Consider the following 22,013-nt stretch of genomic DNA (forward strand, 5'->3'; position numbering starts at 1 on the left):
TCAGATCCCCAAGTCCAGGTCCTCTTCCGCATCGGTCTCCTCCCACCGCTCCACGATCTCGAGAACGTCCGGTGTCTCGCCGCCATGACGGGTCTTCCTCGGCCTGACGTCCACGAACGCCGGGATCCGGATCGCACTACCAGTCACGAACGCCGTGCCGGTGGGTAACCCCTTGATTCGCTCAAGAGCCTCCTTAGTGATCCCTTCACCGCTCTTCCGGATGTTCTCCAGATCGTCCGGGTTGGCCGTACGGAGGACGATCATGGTGTTGCATTGAGAGAGAACTGTCGTGTCCACGCGACCCGGTCGCTGGCTCACAACGCACAGTCCGGCCAAGAACTTCCTCCCCTCTCGCGCGAAGTCTCGAACGACGGATAACGCGGTCTTGGAAGAGGATCTCTCCTCACCCGCCGGAGCGAAGTTGTGGGCCTCCTCCAGGACAACGAACACCGGCGGGATCTCGTCCCTCTGTCTGAGCTCGAACAACCGCCTCAAGAAGTGCGTGACCACGATCTGCTGCGCCCTGTCCGGAACCCCACGCAGGTTCAGGACCAGCACGCGACCCGGACGCACGTGCCGCCTAAGATCCGGAGACTCGGACGTGTCAAAGATTCCGTACCTCAGCAGCGGGCGTAGGTCCCTCAAGACCGCCCTCGCCGCCTGGTATTGCACCACGTCTCCGCTGGCCCTCGCACGCTTCGCCTGAGCGTCGAGCTCCTCGACCACGTCCTCAAGGGAGTACTTCTCGCCTTTTTCCCTGTACCTACGCTGCAGCTCCTTCACTACTTCCTCCAGCACCTGTGGCGCCGCCTTACGCTTCGACAACTCCGGAGCCAGCACCTCGAAGTCGTCAACCTCGAGCTTTGTCGTGTCGATCGTGATAGGGTAGTCCTTCAAACCTTCCGAGTGCGGGGGGGCGAAGATCTCCACGTCGCTCAGTCCCTCGGGCTCCAGTCCCCATCGCTCCAGTCGCTCCCGATCATGCGAAGGCTCACGCAGGCTGGTGTACTCCCCGTGCGGATCGATCACCACGACCGGAACACCGTGCCGTACCGTCTCCTCGATCAACACACCTACGGTGTAGCTCTTACCGCTACCCGTCATTCCGAGCACGGCGCAGTGAAGCGTTATCAGCTCGTTCAGACCCAGGAAAACCCTCGCCCGGGAATCCTTTAGACGTCCCAGGAACACCTCACCCTTCGAGAACAACTCCTCCAGCTCCGATTCAGGCAGCCGGTAGACAGCGTCCGTGGGCCTCGCGGGCATCCTAGGATCACGGAGTCGCCCGTCCTCGAGCGCCCCCAGCACCTCGACCCTAGCCACGACCGTCCAGTCCAGATCGGGCACGGGCCGTCCGCTCACCATCGAAGCCTTGGCGATCTCACCCTTGATCCCCTCGTGCACGTCCCGGCGCACGTCTTCCACGCGGCCCAGGAGCTCTCGACCGTCCGAGTCCGGCTCCCGCACGACCACGTAATCTCCCACACCGACGTCCTCCGCGTCCCGGCTCACCACGAACGTAAACTCACGCACGGACGGGCTCTCATAGACGTACCCGACGACCTTACGATCCACCATCCTCACCCCCGTGCCTTACGTGAATCTCCCGCTCCGCCTCCGCGCTCGACCTGCGCCTGGGACGCGACTCCCGCCGAAGCTTTCGGAACACCGTGAAGATAACGTCGAACCGTCCGTCCAACGCCAGCTCTGTCAAGACTTCTTCCTCTATCCAGTCAACCAGAGACCTTCCAACCTTCGCGAACTCGTCGGCCATCACCAGTGGGAACGGTATCCCGTACCCACCGTACTCTATCGAAGTACCCAGAACGACGCCGGCCGCCTCATCTGGGTCCACGAACTCCGGGATCTCAACACGAACTGGCGGTGAATACTTAGTAGTCCGCACGTAGAACGTGAAGACGGAGTATCCGGTGGCCTCCTCGAACTCACGAACTACCTGGTAATCCCCGTCCGGAAGTTCGAACGCGTGAGTGCGCTCGCCGACCTCCAGAACAGGACCCCCGTCGAGTTCACGGGAGAGTGCCACTGGATCGTTCGGAAGAGCCTTCAGCGGGAGGTCCTCCCCCAACTCGTCCCGCACGTCCCTGAGCAGGTGCTTCGCCTTACAGTCCTCCACGACACCCATCACGACGGCGTCTTCCTCCTCGCAAACCTCCAACATCGCCCGGCGAGCATCCAGGATTCGACCCCAGTAATCCCGTCGGTTCGGACTGTCTTCGTTCGCACCTTTCAGATCGTGGTGTGGTACAATCGGTCCGTCCAGCATCACTACCTCTCCACCGCGCTCCACCGCCCGAGTGGCCACGTCGGACTCCAACTTCACGCGCCTCGCCGCCACCCTCATCTGCGGGGTCCTCGTCCTGGAGAGGACGCCGAAGTCCCACGAGGAGAACACGTCCGCCTCCGACCAGGCCGCCGCCCGCGTCACGTAGAGAACGACGCCCTGGTACTCCCTCATCCCCTCCCCGCCGTCCACACCGAACGTGACTTCGGGGTCCGGATGTTCCGGCTTCACCTCCCGCTTGCGCTCCGCCACGACCTCCAGTACGCGGCGCAGGACCGGGTTCCTGACAGGAGAGACCCGTCGATACACGTTGATCACGTCCTCCGCAAGCTCCCGCCGACGCCGCGAGATATCCTCTAACAACCGGCCGTAGTCCCGACCGCGCCTTACGCGACCACGCTCCAGAAACCGGTCGAGCTCTCCGGCCAAGGGCGACGTTCTCCCCGTTCACTTCGACGTTTCCCCAGACAGGGTGCCGATAACTAGCTTGCGGGAGACAGAACGTTACGACATTCATAACAATTTACGGTTTTGGCGCCCCGGCCGGGATTTGAACCCGGGTCCCGGGCTCGACAGGCCCGGATGATAGACCGGGCTACACCGCCGGGGCTCGTCCTTCCGCACCCTCTCACCACCCGCCTAATTATAAACTTTACTCCTTAACCCGCTCCACGACCACCTTGATGAGTCCTCCTCCCGTCACATCCACCCTGTAGCTCGCCCATGATCCCTTCACTGGGTTCGGGATCTCGCTGACCGACTTCGGACGTCCGTACAGTGCCACGTAAACTTGCAGCAACACATTACGCTTCAGCAGGTCCACGACGCCTGTGGAGTTGTTGCCGGAGTAGCTGAGCTCGTATTCTACCCTGTCATCACTTAACTGGTATCTCACCACCGATAAGTTACCCGATACCTCCAAATTATCCACTGAGACCCCGACAGCCACCTGCTCTCGAGTCTTCGCGACGGCGTCGCTCACAGCCTTCTTCACGCAGTACCACTCATATTCTGGACCCATGTACCGACCCGCAATGAACGCCGCCGTGAGTACGATAATGGACAACAGTACGAACTCCACCGATACCTGGCCTGACGTGCGAGTGTCCATCTGGGGCTTAGCCCCCTGGTATCACGTACAGACCGAATTCGAACGGCTCGCCCGAAGTAGAAACCCACCACCCTCTCGGCCATTCTTCCACAGGTACGATGCTCCCGTATCTCGTGTAGGAGTCAGGGTCGATCAAGACGACACCGGGAGTGTTAGGAGGGTACCCGACCAGTACAGGTACGCTGGTAGTAACCTCCACGTCCCCACGCCACCGACCACCGAGCCTAAGAATTACCACGATCTCGCCAGGACCACCCGGCTTACCCTCCACCCGGACCTTAAGGTAGTACTCGCTGTTCCCTATCTTCTTCGGCAGGTGTATTTGGTTCGCGGTACTCTGCCAGTCCGGGAGCCAGCTGATCGTTCCGGCGATCGCGTTCGCGACGTAGTTGGCGATGTACCGGGCTTCGATCAACGCCATCACGTCCGACACTCCCAGGAACGTGCCCACGACCGAGTACGTGAAATACGCACTGAGGACCAACATCATGAGCAACAACGCCGCGAACTCCACCGTTACCTGTCCACTAGGCGTTGCGAACGACGAGCTTCGGGCCCTCAACGACGCTCACCTCCACAGTTCCTGGTACAGTTACGTTCTCCACTACAACGTCCTTCCCGAACGAGTAGAACTTGGCGACGCCTTTAACGCCGTTACCCTTGACGATCACGTAGTATTCGTCGTGCTGGCCTGTCGGTTCCACACTCACCGTGTAGCTTCCTTGAGCACTATATCTGCCCTTGATCCCGACGGTGAACCTGGTCCCGACGTCGCATGCTGCGGCTTTATCGAGCACTCTGGCCAGCTGCTCCGCCATCGCCTTCGCCTCGAGGGCGGACGCGGCCTCCTCGACACCGCCTGGCCCGTACATTCCCTCCTTCACGAACGCCATCGTCACACCGACGGCGGTGACTCCTATCAACAAAACCAGGAAGTACTCCAGAGAAGCCTGACCGCGGGAGAAATTCATAAACAAAGTCGTGTAACCCCCAATACGGGGCCGTGTCGTAAGTTGCCCCTCTTAAAGGAGCGTGGCCAGGTGTTCACCCTAGACGCGATGACGGCGCTCTTAATCTCCTTGGTACTGGTATCGCTAACCTTAGATTACATTCATATGGTTAGCTGGCCTTCAATCTCGCTCGGACAGAAGGTTTCCTCGGTCGCCGTCGTACAGCCTGTCAAGTGGGGATGGGTAGCCACCGGTGTGTACAGGGGAGAACTCCCGCACCTAGAAGTCAAAGAGATTAACGTCACGAATTGGAACGCGAACGGCGACAAGTGGACCGCGGAGGTCGACGTCTCGGACGAGATCCCACCGGACAAGAAGATCGTGATGGCGTTCCTCGTTCTCATGATAGGGGATAATCACGTAGCCGATGCCTACGACCCGAACGATAAAGACCTAGGTGTTTACGTCAATGTGAACGGCGACGAGAGACGCGTGTTTCCGACGGTCCCAATCGACTGGCGCGGTAACATCGGATGGAATTTCCCATACAACTACAACGGTCGCATCTGGGAGAAGACCATAGTCGACCTCACCGTGGACGGCATCGGCAACCCGCTCCTTGTCAACAAAACTTCAAACGACGACATCAAGGTGCGGATCGGAGTCAGAATTCGAGGTCGCTGGGGCAGTTCGTATAGGGATAAGACCAAGATCGTCCTCGTACTAGCTCCGAAGCAGTTCGACGTCGCTGTCCAAGTTTGGCGTCCAAACGATACTCAGATCGGCCCCCAACCCTACGACGACCGCGGAGGTAAGACAGGAGTACCTGTTAAAGGCCCTGTAGCGAGTGATCTCAGTAAGGAAGACCCTGTCACGAATTTCGCCGACTGGTACGGAGAAGACATAGACAAGGACAGGTTGGAGAACCCAGACGAGAACCCGGTACTCACAGTCAAAGATCTTGTTATGAGAATAGGCAAGGTCTTCGTCGATTGGGGACGGTGGACTCCGGTGGGAACCGGTCCTTACCGCGAATATTACGATGAAGGCGATGGAACCGTCCATAAATTGGAAAACGCGAGAGACCCGAACGGTGATGGGGCCGACGGCATAGTCCTGACCCGCCACGGGGATAACATCGACGACTCGTATCACCTCTTCGCGGCGTACGTGATGATGCCAAGGACGTTTTCGTCCGTATGTCCGCTGGACGCCCCAATGCTCGCGTTAACCACACAGCGCGACGGTCCTCCCGAGTTCTGGGTATACGCTAACGTCAGGACCCCACAAGATATAGCTAAGATAGACCCTGCAGATGTCGATGGATCGTTGGGAGAGTCTAATATAGGGACAAACATCACCCACGAGTGGAACAAAACCTCCGACCTTCACGAAGAGGATCAAATGGAATACTATAAGTACTACGATGACTGGTACTCGAGGAGCATAGGTGTTCCGGCTGACTACCTTTATGGTTCCTCAGGATATGGTCATCTAGTGATGATTGACCCGAAAGCCCCATGGCCTACCGGAGGACTCTTAGGCACGACGTCGACGGTCGAGCAAGTGTTAAGAACCCACGACACCATATACGCGTATTTGAGACTACCGAACAGGAGTCATGGGGTTCATCCTTACTATAATTATGATGTCAATAACGGATATTGGTACCTTAAATACCCGGGAGGTATCCCGGTTCAAGGCGGCCTCCAACCACGTATCATAACCATTTGGATCAAGGCACCACGATGGCTCTACGAGTGGGCTCCTTGGAACGACTCCGTGAACTTGTCGTGCGGATTCGCCAACACGAGGTTCAAGAACGTTCCAGGTGACGGTCGCTACGACGAACTCGATATGACGATTAATATTCAGAGGCCGCCCGACATGCCTCCCATGATCAAGAACTGGTCGGTTCAAGACGTGTACATGTTCGGTAACTTGGACGAGGATCCCGACAACTTCTGGGTCTACATTGATGGTAAGGAGGTTTGGCCTGATAACTGGGTCCCACCATCAATCGAGGACCTGGAGTCGCTCTCCAGTGGTAAGATCGCAACCCCGGGTATTCACACGATCAGGATCGGTGAGTACGAACAACCGTCTCCGGAAGCCGTCGAAATCGGCCCGTTCAACGTTCTCGTCCTGTATAAGGGTACCGTGTACCTGTACTTGCCTTGTCTCAAGAGGGACAAGGAGGACGCCGTGGATGCTCTCAAGCAGGAATTCAGGAGTCTCGGAATAGACCCGAACGATCCCAGATTGAGGATAACGGTCGCACCATCCCGTGGTTACGATAAGCCGCACAAGTTCAGGCTCGTAGTGTGGCAGGAAGAGCGTGCACTTTACACTCCGGAATACTTGAGAAAGTTGTCCGCCGAAACCCTCTCGCAGATGCAGTCCTCCGGAGCTCTGAGCTACGTGGCTATGGAATGGGAATACTACAAGGACACGGGAGATGCGACGGGGCTGCGTCGGGCTCTACAATCGATGCATTCACTGCTGAGCTCCGTCCTGGGAGTACATTTCAAGATGGAGGTCTATGACGATAAAGACAAGCGGTGGGTGACACTGCTCACTGACCAAGGCCCAGCGATTTGAATCATGCGGACGCTTCGTTTTAACACTAGCTTCCGTAAATGACGTCAGCCGACGTGCGATAACGTGTGTTAAGTTAAGGCCAATTAAGGCCAAATCCGGATGACTTTGTCGTTCTTCAGTACCATGTCCTCGTTGGTGCCAGGTAGCAAGAACCACTTCAGTATGTCGGCGCCCGGAAGCGCGAATCCCCTCCTCCTGTCCGAGTCCGTTGCCAGCTGCAGCCCGGTCCCAGAGAGTACGCTGTTTATGTTCTTAACCACGGGGTCGTCTGAGTTGAATCCGTAAAGTCTGAAGATCCTCATCGGCTCCCCCTGATCGTCGTACCTCTCAGGTATTCCGAATTCGCTGGCTCGCACCCCGTCGATAACTCCCCTGAGCTCGCCGCTTCTCGACGCTAAAACCTCCATCCATGCCATCCAGTCGACAGTCCCGAACGGGCCGTGCGCCCACACGTCCACCTCCTCCGCCGGCAGTGTCGGGATCATCGTCTCCATACCTGCTTTGCAATCTTCGATAGCTTCCACACCCGAGTCGTGGATGCCGTCGACCGAGACCACCCGGTCACTCGGGAGCACGTACAGTATCCCTGCGGCCCTCTCGATGAAGTTCGGTGGTCGACCAACGTCGTTGCTCAACACACCTTCCCTGATCGGGAAGTACGGTAGTATAACCCATTGGCTTTCGACCTCACCGTCTACCTCGTTCTTGTCCAGGAGTCTCGTGTCGTCCCACGGGAGCATCTTGCCCGGTACGGATAGTACGTGGGCCAGCCTGAGCTTGTCCTCGTCGTTCGTGCTGTTGCCTCCGTCACCGTTCACCTCGTTCAGGTAAGCTGAGTAGAACCTTATCACGTCTGGCTCTCCTACCGATTCTCCACCGATGGAGCCGCCTTGCCCCACGGCCACCTGATAGTTACCTATTACCATCATCGGTTTGAACTTCAACGGGCTGTCGTCACTCCATCGGTACTTAGACGCGTAGTACGCCCAGATCGGAAGTGGGTCGAACACGGCCCTGTTCTCGTTCCCATATGGGGCGTATCCTTGGATCGAGGCCTGGACTGTCGTCTCCCCGAGATCGATGTCAAGTACCTCCCACCCTGGTATCTGCGCCATCAAATGGATGTCGAGGTGCACGTAGATCGTGAACGGGTCGTGGGCGTCTGGTACGATAGGCGTCTTGCTTATATCGCTCGGATTGGACGGTACGTACTGTGAAAGCCTCACCTTCGGGTGTTCTGGATCGCTCCAATCCCAATATAGCCACTCTCCATGACCAGCGTAACATCGGGGTACTATCCACACGTCGGCTCCTTGAGTCCTCTTGATCGAGTCATGGACGTCCACCGCGAGTTTCGCGAGCTCGTAGTCGATATAATAGCGTAGCGACTCTATCACGGTACGGTACGAATCGTAGCTCCCGTTCAGCGACCCGACGTCCACGATCTTGTAAGGGGCGACTAGCCCGGTGGGCGGTGCTACCCACTCGATGTTAGAGCCTCCCTGGTGGACTGCGATGCGACCGTACCTGTAACCGTTCTTCTCCCCGCCCGGTAATTTAGCTCCGTTTAAGAAGTCTACGACACCCAAGTAGACGGCCCGGCTCAGTTGCTGATGCGTCATGGAAAGTATCGCCTCGTTGATGACGGGCTTGATGTACTCGCATCGAATCAGGTACCCCGACTCCCTACCATGGTACGATAAGTATGAAACCGATAGCAACAACAGTGCTAGCGACAATGCCGCCGCCGGGGTGAAGAGGAATCCACGCTCCCCTCTGGGGATCATCCAGTTGTCACCCCTGCCCGAAGTTTCACGGGAAACAGTCCGGCCGTCCACTGGTTCCAGAAGATCTCGTTCTCCGACCCATTCAGGGTGACGGTGAACGGTTTCCCTCCGATCGCGATGATAGTCAACGACAACCCCGCACCTTCACCCTCGGCTACGATCCTCCTTACGAGCTCCACGGGGTCGTCGGTAGCCCAACCGGACGACGAGTAGAACACTATCCTGTTACCTCCCGAATCTACTCTCACAGCCTCACTGGCGAGTTCCTTGTACGCCTCTCCTTCCGACAACCCCGACCGTATCAACTGGTTGTAGCGCTTGTGTAACCATCTCACCCAGCCGTACAACCCGTCTCCCGACACGGTCACCCACACAACTTTAACTCCTGGCACGTTTCCGGAGTAGCTTACCGTGTTCCCATAAACCTGTGGCAGATTCTCATCGTAGACTGGATAGTTTCCTCGTTCTACCAGTATGATGCCGTAGGACTTGACCACCGATTCTCCAGAGATGTTCAGATCGTCCTTCGGGAAGACTAAGTCCGCCACCATCCTGCCGTTTTTCACTCTGATCGGGGAGTCCAGTGAGCCGTCCTCTGAGTAACGCGTCCACTTGAACGCGTCGACGGCCAAGTACATTCTAACCCCTGTCCTCAGCGGCGCGCCGCCCCAAGTCCATCTCAATGGCTCGCTCCACAACCACACTATGTCGTACCAAGTCAGGTTGGCGCCTACCCAGGACGGTGAGGTCAACGACGCCACGAACCTGTCCACCGAGACGTACATCTCGTAGGCTTTAAGTGACGTTATTCCGTGGGCAGTCACTACCCGGGCTACGTCCGTCACCAAGAGTAGGATGACGGCGGATATAAGCCCGGCGGCGAGTGCGTCGACAGTGATCTGACCCCTCAAGGCGTGGCCGCCCTCCGCACTACCTCACTGCCCAGTGTTTTTATCCCGGACGAGGCGAACCCCGAGCCCGTGGTGGATGCGAAAGAGTTGAGAGCTATACCGAGGGCGAACACGGACGCTACGACTATCATCAGAAGCACCGTCCACTCGACCGACACCTGGCCTGAACCGCTACATCCAGTACTCGGCAAGCTCACGACACACGCCTGGAACCTTCCCGTTTTGAGCTCGGGCAACCTCGCCCAGCCCCGAAGAGGATACTTTGATCGGAAGGTAGTAACCCAACACAGCCACCATAATAGCGACGGACGCTACGAGCACCCCCAACACCAGCAGTTCTAAGTTCGCCTGGCCAGTCACAGACCCCTGGCGGAGGAAGCGAATCTCTCGAACCCCCTTGACACGGCCGATCCCACGCCCTCTAGGTTCCGTCCTCCACCGCTGATCGGCAAGTAGTACGCTATGACACCTATTGCGATAGCGCACCCGGCCACGATCGCCGTGATGAGAAGGTATTCGACACCGCCCTGCCCCCTCACCCCCAGAGCCATGACAACGGACTCCCCTTCAGCGTGTAAGTGACCACGTATCCGGCCGCGATAGCAGGCGCGAACGGAGTGGTGTGTCCCACCCTTATCTCGTGTATCCCGAGGCGTTTCAACTTTTCGAGTTCCTCACTTGTGAACCCGTCTCCTGATGGCACGACCGCTGGTTCCGCCCTACCAATGGCTACCAGGAGCGCCCCTTTCATCCTGCCGACCCGCTTGACTCCGTCCTCCGTGCGAACCACGATCTCCAGCGGGATCTCGCCCTCCCTCAGCTCCTCCACGTTCCGTTCCTCTCCCGCCCAACGGTACGCGGTGAAGGCCGTCGAGAGGATTACTGCGACACCAACCTCCCAAAGGATGACGATCGAGGACGTTCCGAGGTTGAGCAGGATCGCTGGAACCGCGAGTACTGGGATGATTACCTTCGGCTCTAACCAGCGTGATTTAATCCACCAAACCGCTAGGATTAGGAGAGCTCCTATCAACGAAGATATCGCGGTCCCAAGGACTGTCGACAACCCTCCCGCGATCGAGCTCACCAAAGCCAAGATCGTGGTGTTCAGACACAACTCCTCGAGGAAAGGGCGGCCTCGCTCCATCGCCGTACGGACGGTTAAGTACAGCAACGCGAACGGTGCGTACAGCAGGACCGAGTTGAATAAGATGTCGATACCTGTCGTGAAACGGTCACCTTGATGGATGAACAGTGCCAAAGACGGCATGAGCTTGACATCCCCGCCACCTATCACACCCAACGCGTTGAGGACGAAAGCTACCACGAACGCGACCACCGAGTCCAGCAACGCGTAACCGAAGTGGGACGGGTCGACGACCGCTGTGTAGACCACCCCAGCTACCACCGCCGGATAGGTGAGCAGGTTCGGCACGATCCCCCACCTTAGGTCGGTAATCGCGGCGGTCGAAGCGACGATCAGACCGGCCAGGAAACCCGTGTCCATCGGTCAATACCCCGACATCGCCGATAGGATCTCGTTCCACCCTTCGATCGGCCTGTTACTGTCCAACATCCTGATACCGGTGTCGATAGCTTCGAACCGCCGCTTGAGCTCCCTTACCCTGAGTCTGTCGTCTTCCTCTTCCACCTCGATCTTGAAGCGACGACCCAACTTCCGTAGTGCACCTATCACGATAGGTCGCTTCGAGACCCTGGCGAGTCTCTCCGTGTACTCTTCACCCAACTCCTCGGCGAGCCTCTTACACACCGTCAGAACCCGATGCGGGTTCCTGAAGCTCTCGGACGCCAGATGCGCCAGGACCGTTCTCCTGTCGCCGACCTCTTCAACGAGTTCGGAATGAAACCTCCAGACTTCGGATAAAGCGGTCAGTAAGAGGTGCTCTCGCTCGGTGAGTATTCCACGATCGTTGAACTTCGCCCGTACACGACCATCCGCCTCCTCCAAGACTTCCGAGAGTGGCTTGACGGGCAGAGAACGCGCTATCTTGTCCACTACCTTGAAGTGCCTATCCCCCGGGATCTCAGACCCAGCCCGGAGCACCACGACGTCGTACGAGTCCAGCCTACTCAACACCCTGTTCAGGAACTTCCTGTCCGTAACATCGCAGATTATCGGCGCCTCCGTGACTCCGTGTAACTCACCCACACGACCCTTCCTGCTCCAACCCGAACTGTCCGCATCGAACCCGAGTTCCGGGAGCTCCCTCAACAGCGCCTTGTTCACAGCCAACGCCGGGGCGCGGAAGCACTCACCGAACTCCGAGGCCAGTTCGATATGCGCCCTCGCATCCTCCTCAGGCACGTACGTGATTGGCACGTCGGAGTACGTGGTACAGTGGACATCCCAGTCCACCGCCTCGAGCACGTCACGCATCTCAAGGATTGACAAGTAGTCCGCGAAAACCGTGATTTGGGCGTCCCTGGGTAAAAACCTCAACCTGTGTCGCTCCATTTCTCCGAAAAGGTCCACTGTGATAACGAGTTCCACGCTCGGACCTCCGGTTATTTCTTGGTATTCGTCTGAACAGGCTCAGTTAGGTCATCTTACTTGTGTACGATTGCACTACGGTCGACGATTCCTTCGAGGCGGCTTCGGTCGCGGATTTTGTGGCCCCCGGTGGTGAGGCCGCCCCTCCCGCCCTCTTGGCGAAGCTCCACCAGTAGTAGGCGACTAACGTTCCCAGACCTATAAGGGCTGCGATGAGTATGAGGTATTCTACACCCCCTTGCCCACTGGTGCCAGTGCTAACTCTCCTGATGACTTTGATCCCCTTGACTGGCAATTTCCCTACACCCGGCTCAACAGTTTCGTCATCCCTCGTGAACTAACTCAAAATATTGGTAGAGTTAATACTGAAAAAATAAAAGTAACCCGAAAAAAGTGTGCTCCGCGCGATGGAGGGGTGCTGAGCCTACGTTGTCCTATCGGTTTTTATGAGATCTTACCGGCGTACGTCTGCGCTGTGCTGACACCCGTACTGCTCGCTTGAGAGCCTGCCGTTGCGGCACCGCCGCCGGCTGCAGCTCCGGCCGATTTCGCTGAGGTCCACCAGTAGTAAGCGATTAAGATACCTAGACCGATCAGTGCCGCGATTAACAGCAGGTACTCGATACCGCCCTGACCGCGCTCGGACTTCAATAATCCCTTGAGTGGGTGCATCGCGCCTCTTCCCCCGTTAACTCTGATCATTATCTCATTTTTAATCTTTTCACTTTGATCCATCATACCCTAGACCACACTTCCTCCGCCTTGCTCGCGGCAACGTTGAGCGAGTATGATCCGACCTCACTGGCTCCCGACGCCGTAGATTTGGAGGATGCCCAGTAGTAGTACGCGATCATTATCCCTAGGCCTACGAGGGCGGCGATTAAGATGAGGTACTCGATGCCGCCTTGACCGGAGCTTCTCAATCACATCATCCCCGATACGTACGACGGTACCGTCGATACGATCGCCAAGTACACGCCGGCAGCGGCTGCGCCCAAAGGAAGTCCGAATATCAACCCCCTCCTCAAACTTCCGTACCTGACTATCCCTATGGCCGCCCCTGATAATATACCGAGCACTAGCGGGTACGAAGCCAGAGGGTACTCCGCCTGCAAGTACATCGGGAGCATGGCGTAGGTCGGCCCCATCTTTTCCATCATCGCGATTCCCACCGTGGCTCCGAAAGCTACTCCTACCGGAAGTCCCGAGATCAGCCCGCCTAGCGCCAGTGAGAGACATGGCATGGTCGTGATGGCTTTCCGTTCTAACTCAATCTTTTGCACCTCTCGGATATCGTTCTCGACCGCCTCGAGTACGTCGGCCAGTGCTCCCCCTGACATCGAGATCCTGACGGTCAGGCGGATCGCACGCGTTAGGAGCTCTGAGTCCACACGCTCGGCCATGTCCAGGATGGCCTCCTCGAACGTCTTACCGGTGTCCATGTCCCTGACGACTATTCTGAACTCTCTGGACAGTTCCCCGTAATCCGACTCAGCCACGTTCCGAATGGCTTCGAACACGGAGAGACCCGCTCGAAGCTCCTCTACCATCTGACGCAAGGCGTCCGGTAGGTTCTCTTCGATCTCCTTGATCCTCAGGCTTTGAACGATGCGAGGGTGCAATAACAAGTACAAAGGTGCTACAGAAGGTAAGAGTGCGGTTGGACCTAATTTCGGTATCAGCGGCCCAGAGACGGCGATCCCGATAAGTACGTAGATGAGTGACGCAGACAGATATACTTCGTAGGGCACGTCGATATTGCTCATTCGGAGGAGGTAATCCATCCTTTTGAGGTACTCTGGGAACATACGGGTGACCAGGATCCTGGCTAGCGGTATCGCGATAGGATACGTTATTAGTACGGCCAGGCGTATCGCGGGTCCTAAGCTCCTAAGTACCGTTAAGGGTGAACCCATGATTGGGGGCCCCTAGACCTTCGGTTCAGCCGATTTGAACAAGAACAGGAACATTCCGGCCATCACTCCTACCATTCCCGCTATCATCGGTCCGAATAGACGCGGTGGTACCACGAACGCTCCGGACAGGTTCGCCGCCAGGAGCATAGCAACCGTCACGAGGGTCGGTATCACCAGGGTCAGCATTATGTACGGGAATGACAGCGCTTGGAGTTTGTGCCCGTACTCACGGTAACGCTGACGTAGTTCGTGCGCTATTTCGTCGGCGAGGGTCATCAGCGTCTTCGCTATATTAGCTCCGGATTCCATTGCTTGGACGATGAATCTGACCATCGTCTTCAACCCGTCTACGTCCCATCGGTTGGCCATCCTTTGTAAGGCTACGTTGATAGGAGTCCCGCTGTTGATCTCTCGGACTACCCTCTCGAACTCCTCAGAGAGCGCCCCGTAGTCGGACTCTGAGATGCTTTTCATCGACTCTATCAGCGACAGCCCGGCGGACACCTCAGTAGCCATCTGGCGGATGGCGTACGGGAGTTGTCGCGCGATCTCACTTTCCCGTCGCCTGATGAGGATGGTCACCATGATTCTCGGTACTATCATGCCCAATAATAAGACTACTATCGGTCCCAACACCTTAGCCGGTGTCGGTAGCGGGGAAGCCACGGCTAAGATCGTCATTAAGATCGATAGCACCAGTCCGCTCATGGCCATGAACGTCGCGAAGGCCGCAGGGGATACGCTGAGTCCCGCTTTCCTTAAAGTCTCCCTGTCCGGTGCCAACGTTGCAAGCCTGTTTCCGAGCGTTGGGCTGAAGGATTGTACGGTTTCGATCATTGTTTCCAAGACATTAGCACGTTCCGTGCGCAACCTGCGTAGCCTTTCGTTGATCTCCTCCGCGGTCCTGTCAGTTTCCCACTCCTCTTCCGTACCTAAGACTATTCGCTTGATCTTCTCGACGTCTTCGTCCTCTTCTCTAGCTGTGTGCCGTATTCCTCTTACCTTGATCGTGAGGTCGGATCCGAGACGCTCTCCTAACATTCTACCGGTGCTCTCGCGGAGCTTTTCAGTGAGTCCAGAGAAGGACGGTAACTTCAGTGGGAGTCCTTCACCCGCCCCAGACGGTGTCGACTCCTTTACTTTTTGCACCTGTCTAGTCACCACGAACAAAGCGTATTCCACGTACAGACCTACACGTTCGGCTATCCCCGTAGCGTAAAGGACTACCGCGCACCCGACTCCCAAACCGACGATCATGATGAAGGTATCGAAGTACGGGAGCAACCGTTAGTACCCCGTGATACCCACTTTCTCTAGTACCGACTCCCTATCCTTGTAGAATTCGTGTATGAATTTCCCAACCTCCTTCACGTGCCTTATATTATTATCGACTAGGTAACTTAAGATCCGCTTACGTATCTCGATTTCGTGAAGTATTTCATCCATGCTCATTCCGGTTTTCTCCTGAATCTTCTTGAAGACCATGCTCGGTACTTCCGTACTCGTAACTTCATCAGTCTCCGGTTTCCACTCGAACACTGTGTTCAACTGTACGGTTTCTCCCTCCATTCCAGCGATTTCAGAAATTTCTGTGATACGCCTAATTGAACCAGACCCACGCTGGAGAAACCTATTCTGCATTACTATGATATCGAGAGCAGGTATCATGATGTTCGGGACGTTCATAGGTTCGTTGGTAAGTCTGGTAATAGTTTCACGGGCTGTGTTAGCGTGTAATGTTCCCATACAACCGTCGTGTCCCGTATTCATAGCGGTGAACAACGTGCGTGCTTCAGGACCTCGTACTTCTCCCACTATAATCCTGTCGGGTCGCTGTCTGAGTGTATTCTTCACGAGGTCGTCCATAGTAATTTCACCACGACCTTCTATGTTAGGTGGTTTAGTCGTCAACCGTACCCAATGCTCGTGGGGAAGCTGGAGCTCGAGGGTGTCCTCGATGGTGATCACTCTCTCCTCTGGTGGTATGAAAATGCAGAGGCAGTTCAAGGTAGTGGTTTTACCGCTACCCGTACCTCCAGCGATCAGGATGTTAGCGCCGTATTCGACGGCTAGCCACAAGTAAGCCGCGGCCTCATAGCTGAGCGTTCCGAACCTAATTATATCGGTTATCGTTAGCGGATCTTCCCTGAACTTACGGATTGTGAGTGTTGGGCCGTCTGGACTTACCGGGGGGATGGTAGCATTTACTCGGCTACCATCCGGTAAATGCGCGTCTAGAAGTGGGTTTTCACGGTCTATCCTCCTACCTGACTCCCGTGATATCCTCTCTATCACCGTGCGAATCGAGCGTGAGTTGACACGGAAGTTACATAAACACATTCCATGATCGCGGTCGTACACGTAGACGAAGCAATTCCTGGCGGTACCCCCGAGTACGACCTCTGGTACTACCATTATCTCCTCTAGGTTGTCGTCTTTCAACAGCGGGTGTATCTCCTTGTACCCAACCATTTCGTACATGAGTAGGTGTGATAGATCGTCCCTTATAACTTCGAATTCCGGGTACTCTTCTAGCACTGCATCGAAGTTCTCTCTCACCAGCTCGACGAACGCGTCTTCCCTCTCCTTGAGAGTAGTGTACTCTGTGGGATCGAAATCTATGTTCATCGACAGGATATCCTTGATCTCGTCGATGGCTTCTCTGAATTTATCATCGTCTCGGACGTACGGCGGTGCTTGTGGTCCAAGGTGTTTCAGGACTTTCGTCCTGATACGCTCGAAGTTGTAGTACCGCTCGTACTCCTTCGATATATAAACAGGCACCGGTTGATCCGGATACTCCACGATCCTGCGAACGTCATCGTCGCACAGCGTCTTCCGTTCCTTCCCTTCCTCCTCCGCCGATTCGTGTACTTCCAGGACTTCTGCGGCCTCCTCGGACGGGAGTGGGGAGATCTTCGATTCCCCATCCTCGCGGTTCTTTTCACCGGTTTCGGTTTCTTTGACGGTCTCGAGACCTTCCGACTTCGAACCTCCTTTCCCGAGTATATCTCGGAGTAAGTCGTCTTCCTCCAGACCTCCGATAAGGTCTTTGACGTTCCTCTTCCTGGGCACCCTCATAACCTCCTTCCGGTGTTATAACTCTAGGTCCTCGAGTAAGTCGTCCAAGTCCTCGACTTCCTCCGTCTCCTCCTCCACTATACTTGTATCTCCGTCTACTTTTCCGGTTTCTGGTTCTATCCTCTCGCCCTCGGTGGTGTCCTCACTACCTTCACCTCCCATGAGTCCTTCCATCGTCGTGGCCTCCGCGAGGATCGAGGCTCGAAACGTGCCCACTACCTCGACATCGGCGAACTCTACACCACTCTCGCGTAGAAGACTGATGAACCGGGTGGGTGTAGTCCCCTCCAAGTCCACGTACACGTCGGAACCCAGGGTCGAGACGGTACGAACTCCTGGAATCTTTTCGATCTCGCTCACATCCTCTTCGGCAACACCTTTCACCACTACTGTCGTTACCGGGATTTCCGTTTCCTCGGTGCCGAACTTGTCGAGGTCCGCACCCTTACGCTGCAGGGTCAACGCGATGTGCTTCTTCAACGCCTTCTCGACGATTTCGCCATCGATGACGTCCTTCCCTTCTTGGATGCGGATCGCCTGGGCGAGCTGCGCGATGTCTCGAGCGTAGGCGAACGTGGGTTTCAATCCCCAACCTCCTTCTTCCTCGGGCGTGAACGCCCGGCGGTAGGTTGCTAGGGCGTCTTCGGTGTACTCCTCTCCCATATCCTCTAACCGTCTCCTGAACAGTTTCACCGCTTCTTCCAAAGGTGGGTGGGATAGGTGTACGAACAGTGGAGCACGACGCAAATGGGCCTCGTCGAACACCGTGATCGGTAAGTTCGTCGAGAAAGCCGCGATGAAGTCGCAGAACACTTCGACCGCAGTACCGCCGACGTGGATTATATCCTTCTTGTTCTCCATCGGTACGATCAATCTGTTCAGGATAGCGATATGCGAGTCCCTCTGACGCCCCACGTCGTCCACTAAGAACACTCCACCGTGGGCCTTGACGTGTGGAGGTACCTCGTAAACACCTTTATCCGCGTCATATCGGCCTTGGAGGTCTTCTAGGGTGAGTTCCGCTCCCGTGAACACGAACGGGGCGTGTATCTTCACCCACCGCTCGTCCCCCGGTTGCTCCCGCCTGGGTCTCGGCTCGTGGAAGTCCGGATCGTATAGTTGTAATACGCTACCAGCAACGTACACGGCTTTCGGGATCACGATTGGTGGCAGTAGTTTCGCCATGCGACTGAGTGTGAACGTCTTTCCCGTACCTGGGGGTCCGAAAACGATGATGCCTCTACCGCTGGTCGCCGAGAGGTAGTACGTCCGCTTGGCTTCCTCGGCCCCTATCACGTCGTGGAAAGCGTACTCGTACACCTCTTCTGGTATCTCGATCGGGTATCGTCCCTCGACTTGATCACCCACGACCTCCCGGTACATCTCGTAAGGTACTGGACACACACCAATGTACGGGTCCTCTCTCATGATGTCCGCGGCCAACTCACGTCCCTTGGGAGTCACGTCGAAAGTCGTGTTCTGGAACATTGGACCTCCTCCAGCGTGACCCACCAGCTTACGATCTTGAAGTTCGTCGACTATGTCCTCTAGTATCGGGATCGGAATCCTAGTAATCTCGTAGATTTCCCTACCGCTCACCGGCCCCCTATCCGCGATGACTTTGAGTACGAGGTTTTCGATGTACTCCTCGGGTAATCCCAGATCCTCGATAGATTTTGGTTTAACCAACGACTCCACTACTTCGACTATTTCCGGCCGGTTATAGTATTCCTCTACAGCTTCCAAGATTTCGGGCGGTAAATCTTCAGCCAACGTCTCTCACCCCCGTGTGACCGGCGCCTATGCGACCAATCCCGGCATCATACACTCGTAGTGAGAAATCCTTTTCGAAAACTTCCAATCGGGGCTCCGTCACCTTAGACCGCCGGAGCAGCTCTCCCCTAAGTCTCTCCCGCGGGAACGACTCGAGTCGAGGGGATCCGGACCAAACGTTCATCTCGAGCTTCCGACGCAGCCTTCCACCCTATTTCATTAAGTATCCTCATTATGCCACCATTCCCATGAGAACCGGAGCGTACGGTAGTTATCGCGTCCCGAGCTCCCCAGTCCCAGGAACTCACGGTTCCCTTTTCGTTGCGATCATCGTAACGATTTCCGGTTGGTGCGGGGGCCGGGATTTGAACCCGGGACGGCCCTACGGCCACGGGATCCTAAGTCCCGCCCCTTTGACCAGGCTCGGGCGCCCCCGCTCCGTCCACAACTTGCCCACATCCCCAGACCTTATTAACTTTGCTCCCTATTCGCGCTTCCTGCTCGTCAACGGTGGCTCGTAACCTCGCCAGTCCATGTCGTACGGGGTAACCCGGGCCGGTACCTTATCCACCTCGTAGTACAACCAAGCCTCGAAAGGTGGGTCCCCTTCTCCCCACGGTCTACCGTGCTTGAGGTTCTTCAGAACCACCGGCTTCATGAATTTCCAATCCGGATACTTCTCCCAGAACTCCTTCGACGGTTCAACTGAAAATTTCAGCGCCAGTGAAAATATCACCAGTGAGGATATCGCCATAGATACTGCGCACCTCTTCTCGTACCACAGAGGTGAGGTGACGACCAAATAAGGAGGACCGAGTCTTTTAACCACGAGGCCCGCAGACGTGTATGCTACGCCGACTAATTTTAACTTCAACGAGCGTCTCTCCGTTAACATCCCAGATATCACCGGTGATACTATCAACATATACCATAATACAGCGGCCATCTCGAAATTACCCGGCGGTCTCCATTCCGATACTACCCCCAATAATTTCGAGATCAAACCAGGATTATGGTAAACTAGTAAGCCATGTGATGCACTAATGTTCGGGTCAGGGATCGCGATCGTTATTGCGGCTCCGATCACGAAGGCTTTCCAAACTATTAGGAAAGTTTTCCTTCGATCGGGTGAGACATCCGGGATCAGTACGAACAGTACTGCTAGCGGAAGAATTTCTAACCACCCATCGTAGAACAATCCTGTAATAGCTCCGAGACACGTAGCGAGCGCTATCTCACTCCTACTGATTTTCCCGACTACTAGCGATTTAGCCAAGAGTGTCCCGAACACTGGGTACGTGAGTAGGCAAATCGTCCGTTTGCCTCCTAAGAAGTAACTGTAGTGTATCGTGTAAGTGGTAGTTAAAATCCATGGGATTACGGAACCCATCCTCGGCTCTATCAGGAACGACAGAATTGACCCCAGGAATCCGAACGCTAACGCGATTAGGAATCTGTAGTCGCTTTTCGGTCCACCTTTCGGATTTATGACCAGCGAACATAGTGGGATTATCGGGCTTCGGTAAATGAATTGTGGTTCGTCCTTACGCCACCAGCTGACTTTCGGATAATCTCCGTGTTCCGAATAGTATTTCGCTATGAACCCGTAATAGAACCAATCGCAAGTAGGCGTTGGATAGAGGTAACTGAGGTATGTGGACGTGGAGAAAACCGAAACACCCGAGATCAGTAGTAGGAGCCTGAAACGGTAGCCATCCCGAATCATCGCGTTACCCTCATGGATGTAAGCGTTTGCGGTCCCGCGGGAACAGGGTTACTTCACGGATGTTCTCGGCATCCGTGATAGTCATCAAGGTGCGCTCCAGTCCGAGTCCCCACCCACCGTGCGGCGGCATACCGTATTTGAAAGATTCGAGATAGTATTTGAAGTCCGCCGGGTTCAGTCCTTGCTCCTCTATCTGTCGGACGAGCACGTCGTAACGGTGTTCTCGCTGGGCTCCGGAGGCGAGCTCCAATCCCTTATACATTAAGTCGAACGCTGTCGTCACCTCGTCGTCCTTGGCCATGGTGTAGAACGGCCTAATCTCCTTCGGCCATTCGGTTATGAAGAACGGTTCTTCGAAGATTTCCCCGAGTTTGCGTTCGGCTTCGGTCGGTAGGTCCTCACCCCACTCGACCTCGATACCGTGGTCAGACAGTAGATTCAGAGCCTCCTCGTACGTTATACGTTCGAACGGTACCTCCAGCTCTGGCAACTCCTGATTCAACACCTTGAGCTCCCTCTCACACTCTTCTCGCACTTTCCGGAAGATGTGCGCCAGGAGCTTCTCGAGCACCCGCATTACGTCTTCCTCGCTCTCGATGAACGACATCTCGATGTCCACTGAGATGGCCTCGTTGAGGTGCCGCCGCGTGTTATGTTCCTCCGCGCGGAAGATTGGACCTATCTCGTAAACGCGCTCGAATCCTGCGGCCATGAGCATCTGTTTGTAGAGCTGTGGACTCTGCGCTAAGTACGCGTCCCTCTCGAAGTACACCACTGGGAACAGCTCTGTACCACCTTCCGTCGCCGAGGCGATTATCTTCGGCGTGTGAACCTCGATGAACCCGCGCTCCTCGAGGAACTCCCGGATCGCTGAGGTCACCACGTTTCTGATCTTGAAGATCGCTTGGGGTTCCTCGCGACGGAGATCTAGTATCCGTGCGTCGAGTCTGGTATCTAGGTCAGCATCCACCTTACCGGTCGGATCCAAGGGCAGGTGCGTGTTCGACTTCGATAGCACCTCGATGCGCCGCGGGATGATCTCGACGCCTCTGGGGGCCTTCTCGTTCGCCTGGACGATACCCTCGACACGGATTACCGATTCCTTGGTGAGCTTCGGTACCTTCTCGAACGTCTCCTTCGGTACCTTCTGCCTCGGAAGCGTCAGCTGTACGATCCCAGTACGATCGCGCAGGAGTACGAATTTGATCCCGCCTAAGTCCCTCACCTCGTGGACCCAGCCCGCCAATCTCACTTCTTCCCCGTCCCGCTCGGGAGTGACGTCTGCAGTATACGCGTCCTTGAGCATTTTCCACACCCCAGTCCGCGCGCATGGCTACTCT

General features: G+C 56.1%; 21 protein-coding genes and 2 tRNA genes. 1 reads left to right on the forward strand and 22 read right to left on the reverse strand.

What is annotated here, in order from left to right; translation table 11 throughout:
* The 6 genes from BW921_RS05145 to BW921_RS05170 all read right to left on the reverse strand — a co-directional run bounded on the left by BW921_RS05145 (nt 1) and on the right by BW921_RS05170 (nt 4,387).
* A complete protein-coding gene (locus BW921_RS05145) occupies nt 1–1,578 on the reverse strand; it encodes an ATP-binding protein (RefSeq protein WP_148688843.1) in 1,578 nt (525 codons plus the stop codon).
* Nucleotides 1,565–2,734 (reverse strand): DNA double-strand break repair nuclease NurA, encoded by a 1,170-nt coding sequence (locus tag BW921_RS05150; RefSeq protein WP_148688844.1) that lies wholly within the window; start codon nt 2,732–2,734, stop codon nt 1,565–1,567. The genes BW921_RS05145 and BW921_RS05150 overlap by 14 nt, the downstream gene beginning before the upstream one ends.
* Nucleotides 2,735–2,837: 103 nt before the next feature.
* A tRNA-Asp gene (locus BW921_RS05155) sits at nt 2,838–2,915 on the reverse strand.
* A 42-nt stretch (nt 2,916–2,957) separates the two neighbouring features.
* Entirely contained in the window at nt 2,958–3,416 is a 459-nt protein-coding gene (locus tag BW921_RS05160; protein WP_148688845.1) for a class III signal peptide-containing protein, read from the reverse strand.
* Nucleotides 3,417–3,423: 7 nt separating this feature from the next.
* Nucleotides 3,424–3,978: a hypothetical protein gene (locus BW921_RS05165; RefSeq protein WP_148688846.1), complete on the reverse strand. Its 555-nt coding sequence runs from the start codon at nt 3,976–3,978 to the stop codon at nt 3,424–3,426.
* Nucleotides 3,944–4,387 carry a hypothetical protein gene (locus tag BW921_RS05170; protein WP_148688847.1) on the reverse strand — a complete coding sequence of 148 codons (444 nt, stop codon included), beginning with the start codon at nt 4,385–4,387 and terminating at the stop codon, nt 3,944–3,946. Before BW921_RS05170 ends, BW921_RS05165 begins: the two co-directional genes overlap by 35 nt.
* 42 nt (nt 4,388–4,429) lie before the next feature.
* Here BW921_RS05170 and BW921_RS05175 point away from each other — a divergent pair, with 42 nt between their 5' ends.
* Complete coding sequence (locus BW921_RS05175) at nt 4,430–6,967, forward strand: hypothetical protein (protein WP_148688848.1); 2,538 nt, start codon at nt 4,430–4,432, stop codon at nt 6,965–6,967.
* 83 nt (nt 6,968–7,050) lie between these two features.
* On the opposite strand, the gene BW921_RS05180 is transcribed toward BW921_RS05175, so the two are convergent.
* The 16 genes from BW921_RS05180 to aspS all read right to left on the reverse strand — a co-directional run bounded on the left by BW921_RS05180 (nt 7,051) and on the right by aspS (nt 21,979).
* Nucleotides 7,051–8,754: a hypothetical protein gene (locus tag BW921_RS05180; RefSeq protein ID WP_148688849.1), complete on the reverse strand. Its 1,704-nt coding sequence runs from the start codon at nt 8,752–8,754 to the stop codon at nt 7,051–7,053.
* Nucleotides 8,751–9,665 carry a hypothetical protein gene (locus BW921_RS05185; protein ID WP_148688850.1) on the reverse strand — a complete coding sequence of 305 codons (915 nt, stop codon included), beginning with the start codon at nt 9,663–9,665 and terminating at the stop codon, nt 8,751–8,753. Before BW921_RS05185 ends, BW921_RS05180 begins: the two co-directional genes overlap by 4 nt.
* A 171-nt stretch (nt 9,666–9,836) precedes the next feature.
* Entirely contained in the window at nt 9,837–10,025 is a 189-nt protein-coding gene (locus BW921_RS05190) for a hypothetical protein (protein ID WP_088335840.1), read from the reverse strand.
* Nucleotides 10,022–10,216 carry a hypothetical protein gene (locus tag BW921_RS05195; RefSeq protein ID WP_148688851.1) on the reverse strand — a complete coding sequence of 65 codons (195 nt, stop codon included), beginning with the start codon at nt 10,214–10,216 and terminating at the stop codon, nt 10,022–10,024. The genes BW921_RS05190 and BW921_RS05195 overlap by 4 nt, the downstream gene beginning before the upstream one ends.
* Nucleotides 10,201–11,172: a prepilin peptidase gene (locus tag BW921_RS05200; protein ID WP_148688852.1), complete on the reverse strand. Its 972-nt coding sequence runs from the start codon at nt 11,170–11,172 to the stop codon at nt 10,201–10,203. The genes BW921_RS05195 and BW921_RS05200 overlap by 16 nt, the downstream gene beginning before the upstream one ends.
* A gap of 3 nt (nt 11,173–11,175) precedes the next feature.
* Complete coding sequence (locus BW921_RS05205) at nt 11,176–12,177, reverse strand: hypothetical protein (RefSeq protein ID WP_148688853.1); 1,002 nt, start codon at nt 12,175–12,177, stop codon at nt 11,176–11,178.
* Between the two features lie 46 nt (nt 12,178–12,223).
* Nucleotides 12,224–12,472 (reverse strand): hypothetical protein, encoded by a 249-nt coding sequence (locus BW921_RS05210; RefSeq protein ID WP_088335844.1) that lies wholly within the window; start codon nt 12,470–12,472, stop codon nt 12,224–12,226.
* Nucleotides 12,473–12,621: 149 nt separating this feature from the next.
* Nucleotides 12,622–12,849 carry a hypothetical protein gene (locus BW921_RS05215; RefSeq protein ID WP_148688854.1) on the reverse strand — a complete coding sequence of 76 codons (228 nt, stop codon included), beginning with the start codon at nt 12,847–12,849 and terminating at the stop codon, nt 12,622–12,624.
* Between the two features lie 62 nt (nt 12,850–12,911).
* On the reverse strand, nt 12,912–13,100 hold the full coding sequence (locus tag BW921_RS05220; RefSeq protein WP_088335846.1) for a hypothetical protein: 189 nt from the start codon (nt 13,098–13,100) through the stop codon (nt 12,912–12,914).
* On the reverse strand, nt 13,101–14,093 hold the full coding sequence (locus BW921_RS05225; RefSeq protein WP_148688855.1) for a type II secretion system F family protein: 993 nt from the start codon (nt 14,091–14,093) through the stop codon (nt 13,101–13,103). It abuts the gene before it with no gap.
* 12 nt (nt 14,094–14,105) lie between these two features.
* The gene (locus BW921_RS05230) at nt 14,106–15,377 is read right to left on the reverse strand and encodes a type II secretion system F family protein (protein WP_148688856.1); all 1,272 of its coding nucleotides are present in this window, start codon (nt 15,375–15,377) and stop codon (nt 14,106–14,108) included.
* Nucleotides 15,378–15,380: 3 nt separating this feature from the next.
* Complete coding sequence (locus BW921_RS05235; RefSeq protein ID WP_210400437.1) at nt 15,381–17,168, reverse strand: CpaF family protein; 1,788 nt, start codon at nt 17,166–17,168, stop codon at nt 15,381–15,383.
* Nucleotides 17,169–17,189: 21 nt separating this feature from the next.
* Nucleotides 17,190–18,947 carry an ATP-binding protein gene (locus tag BW921_RS05240; protein ID WP_148688858.1) on the reverse strand — a complete coding sequence of 586 codons (1,758 nt, stop codon included), beginning with the start codon at nt 18,945–18,947 and terminating at the stop codon, nt 17,190–17,192.
* A 347-nt stretch (nt 18,948–19,294) separates the two neighbouring features.
* Nucleotides 19,295–19,384, reverse strand: a tRNA-Leu gene (locus tag BW921_RS05245).
* 47 nt (nt 19,385–19,431) lie between these two features.
* Nucleotides 19,432–20,673: a hypothetical protein gene (locus BW921_RS05250; protein WP_148688859.1), complete on the reverse strand. Its 1,242-nt coding sequence runs from the start codon at nt 20,671–20,673 to the stop codon at nt 19,432–19,434.
* Nucleotides 20,674–20,683: 10 nt separating this feature from the next.
* On the reverse strand, nt 20,684–21,979 hold the full coding sequence (aspS, locus tag BW921_RS05255; protein ID WP_148688860.1) for an aspartate--tRNA(Asn) ligase: 1,296 nt from the start codon (nt 21,977–21,979) through the stop codon (nt 20,684–20,686).
* Between the last annotated feature and the right edge of the window lie 34 nt (nt 21,980–22,013).

It is taken from the genome of Methanopyrus sp. SNP6 (assembly GCF_002201895.1).
GTDB lineage: Archaea > JAADCQ01 > Methanopyri > Methanopyrales > Methanopyraceae > Methanopyrus.

What these genes read in the sequence shown, in the direction of transcription:
- BW921_RS05160 (WP_148688845.1), bottom strand. Translation starts at nt 3,416, where the DNA reads ATGGACACTCGCACGTCAGGCCAGGTATCGGTGGAGTTCGTACTGTTG.
- aspS (WP_148688860.1), bottom strand. Translation starts at nt 21,979, where the DNA reads ATGCTCAAGGACGCGTATACTGCAGACGTCACTCCCGAGCGGGACGGG.
- BW921_RS05195 (WP_148688851.1), bottom strand. Translation starts at nt 10,216, where the DNA reads ATGGCTCTGGGGGTGAGGGGGCAGGGCGGTGTCGAATACCTTCTCATC.
- BW921_RS05145 (WP_148688843.1), bottom strand. Translation starts at nt 1,578, where the DNA reads ATGGTGGATCGTAAGGTCGTCGGGTACGTCTATGAGAGCCCGTCCGTG.
- BW921_RS05225 (WP_148688855.1), bottom strand. Translation starts at nt 14,093, where the DNA reads ATGGGTTCACCCTTAACGGTACTTAGGAGCTTAGGACCCGCGATACGC.
- BW921_RS05170 (WP_148688847.1), bottom strand. Translation starts at nt 4,387, where the DNA reads ATGAATTTCTCCCGCGGTCAGGCTTCTCTGGAGTACTTCCTGGTTTTG.
- BW921_RS05180 (WP_148688849.1), bottom strand. Translation starts at nt 8,754, where the DNA reads ATGATCCCCAGAGGGGAGCGTGGATTCCTCTTCACCCCGGCGGCGGCA.
- BW921_RS05200 (WP_148688852.1), bottom strand. Translation starts at nt 11,172, where the DNA reads ATGGACACGGGTTTCCTGGCCGGTCTGATCGTCGCTTCGACCGCCGCG.
- BW921_RS05250 (WP_148688859.1), bottom strand. Translation starts at nt 20,673, where the DNA reads ATGATTCGGGATGGCTACCGTTTCAGGCTCCTACTACTGATCTCGGGT.
- BW921_RS05215 (WP_148688854.1), bottom strand. Translation starts at nt 12,849, where the DNA reads ATGCACCCACTCAAGGGATTATTGAAGTCCGAGCGCGGTCAGGGCGGT.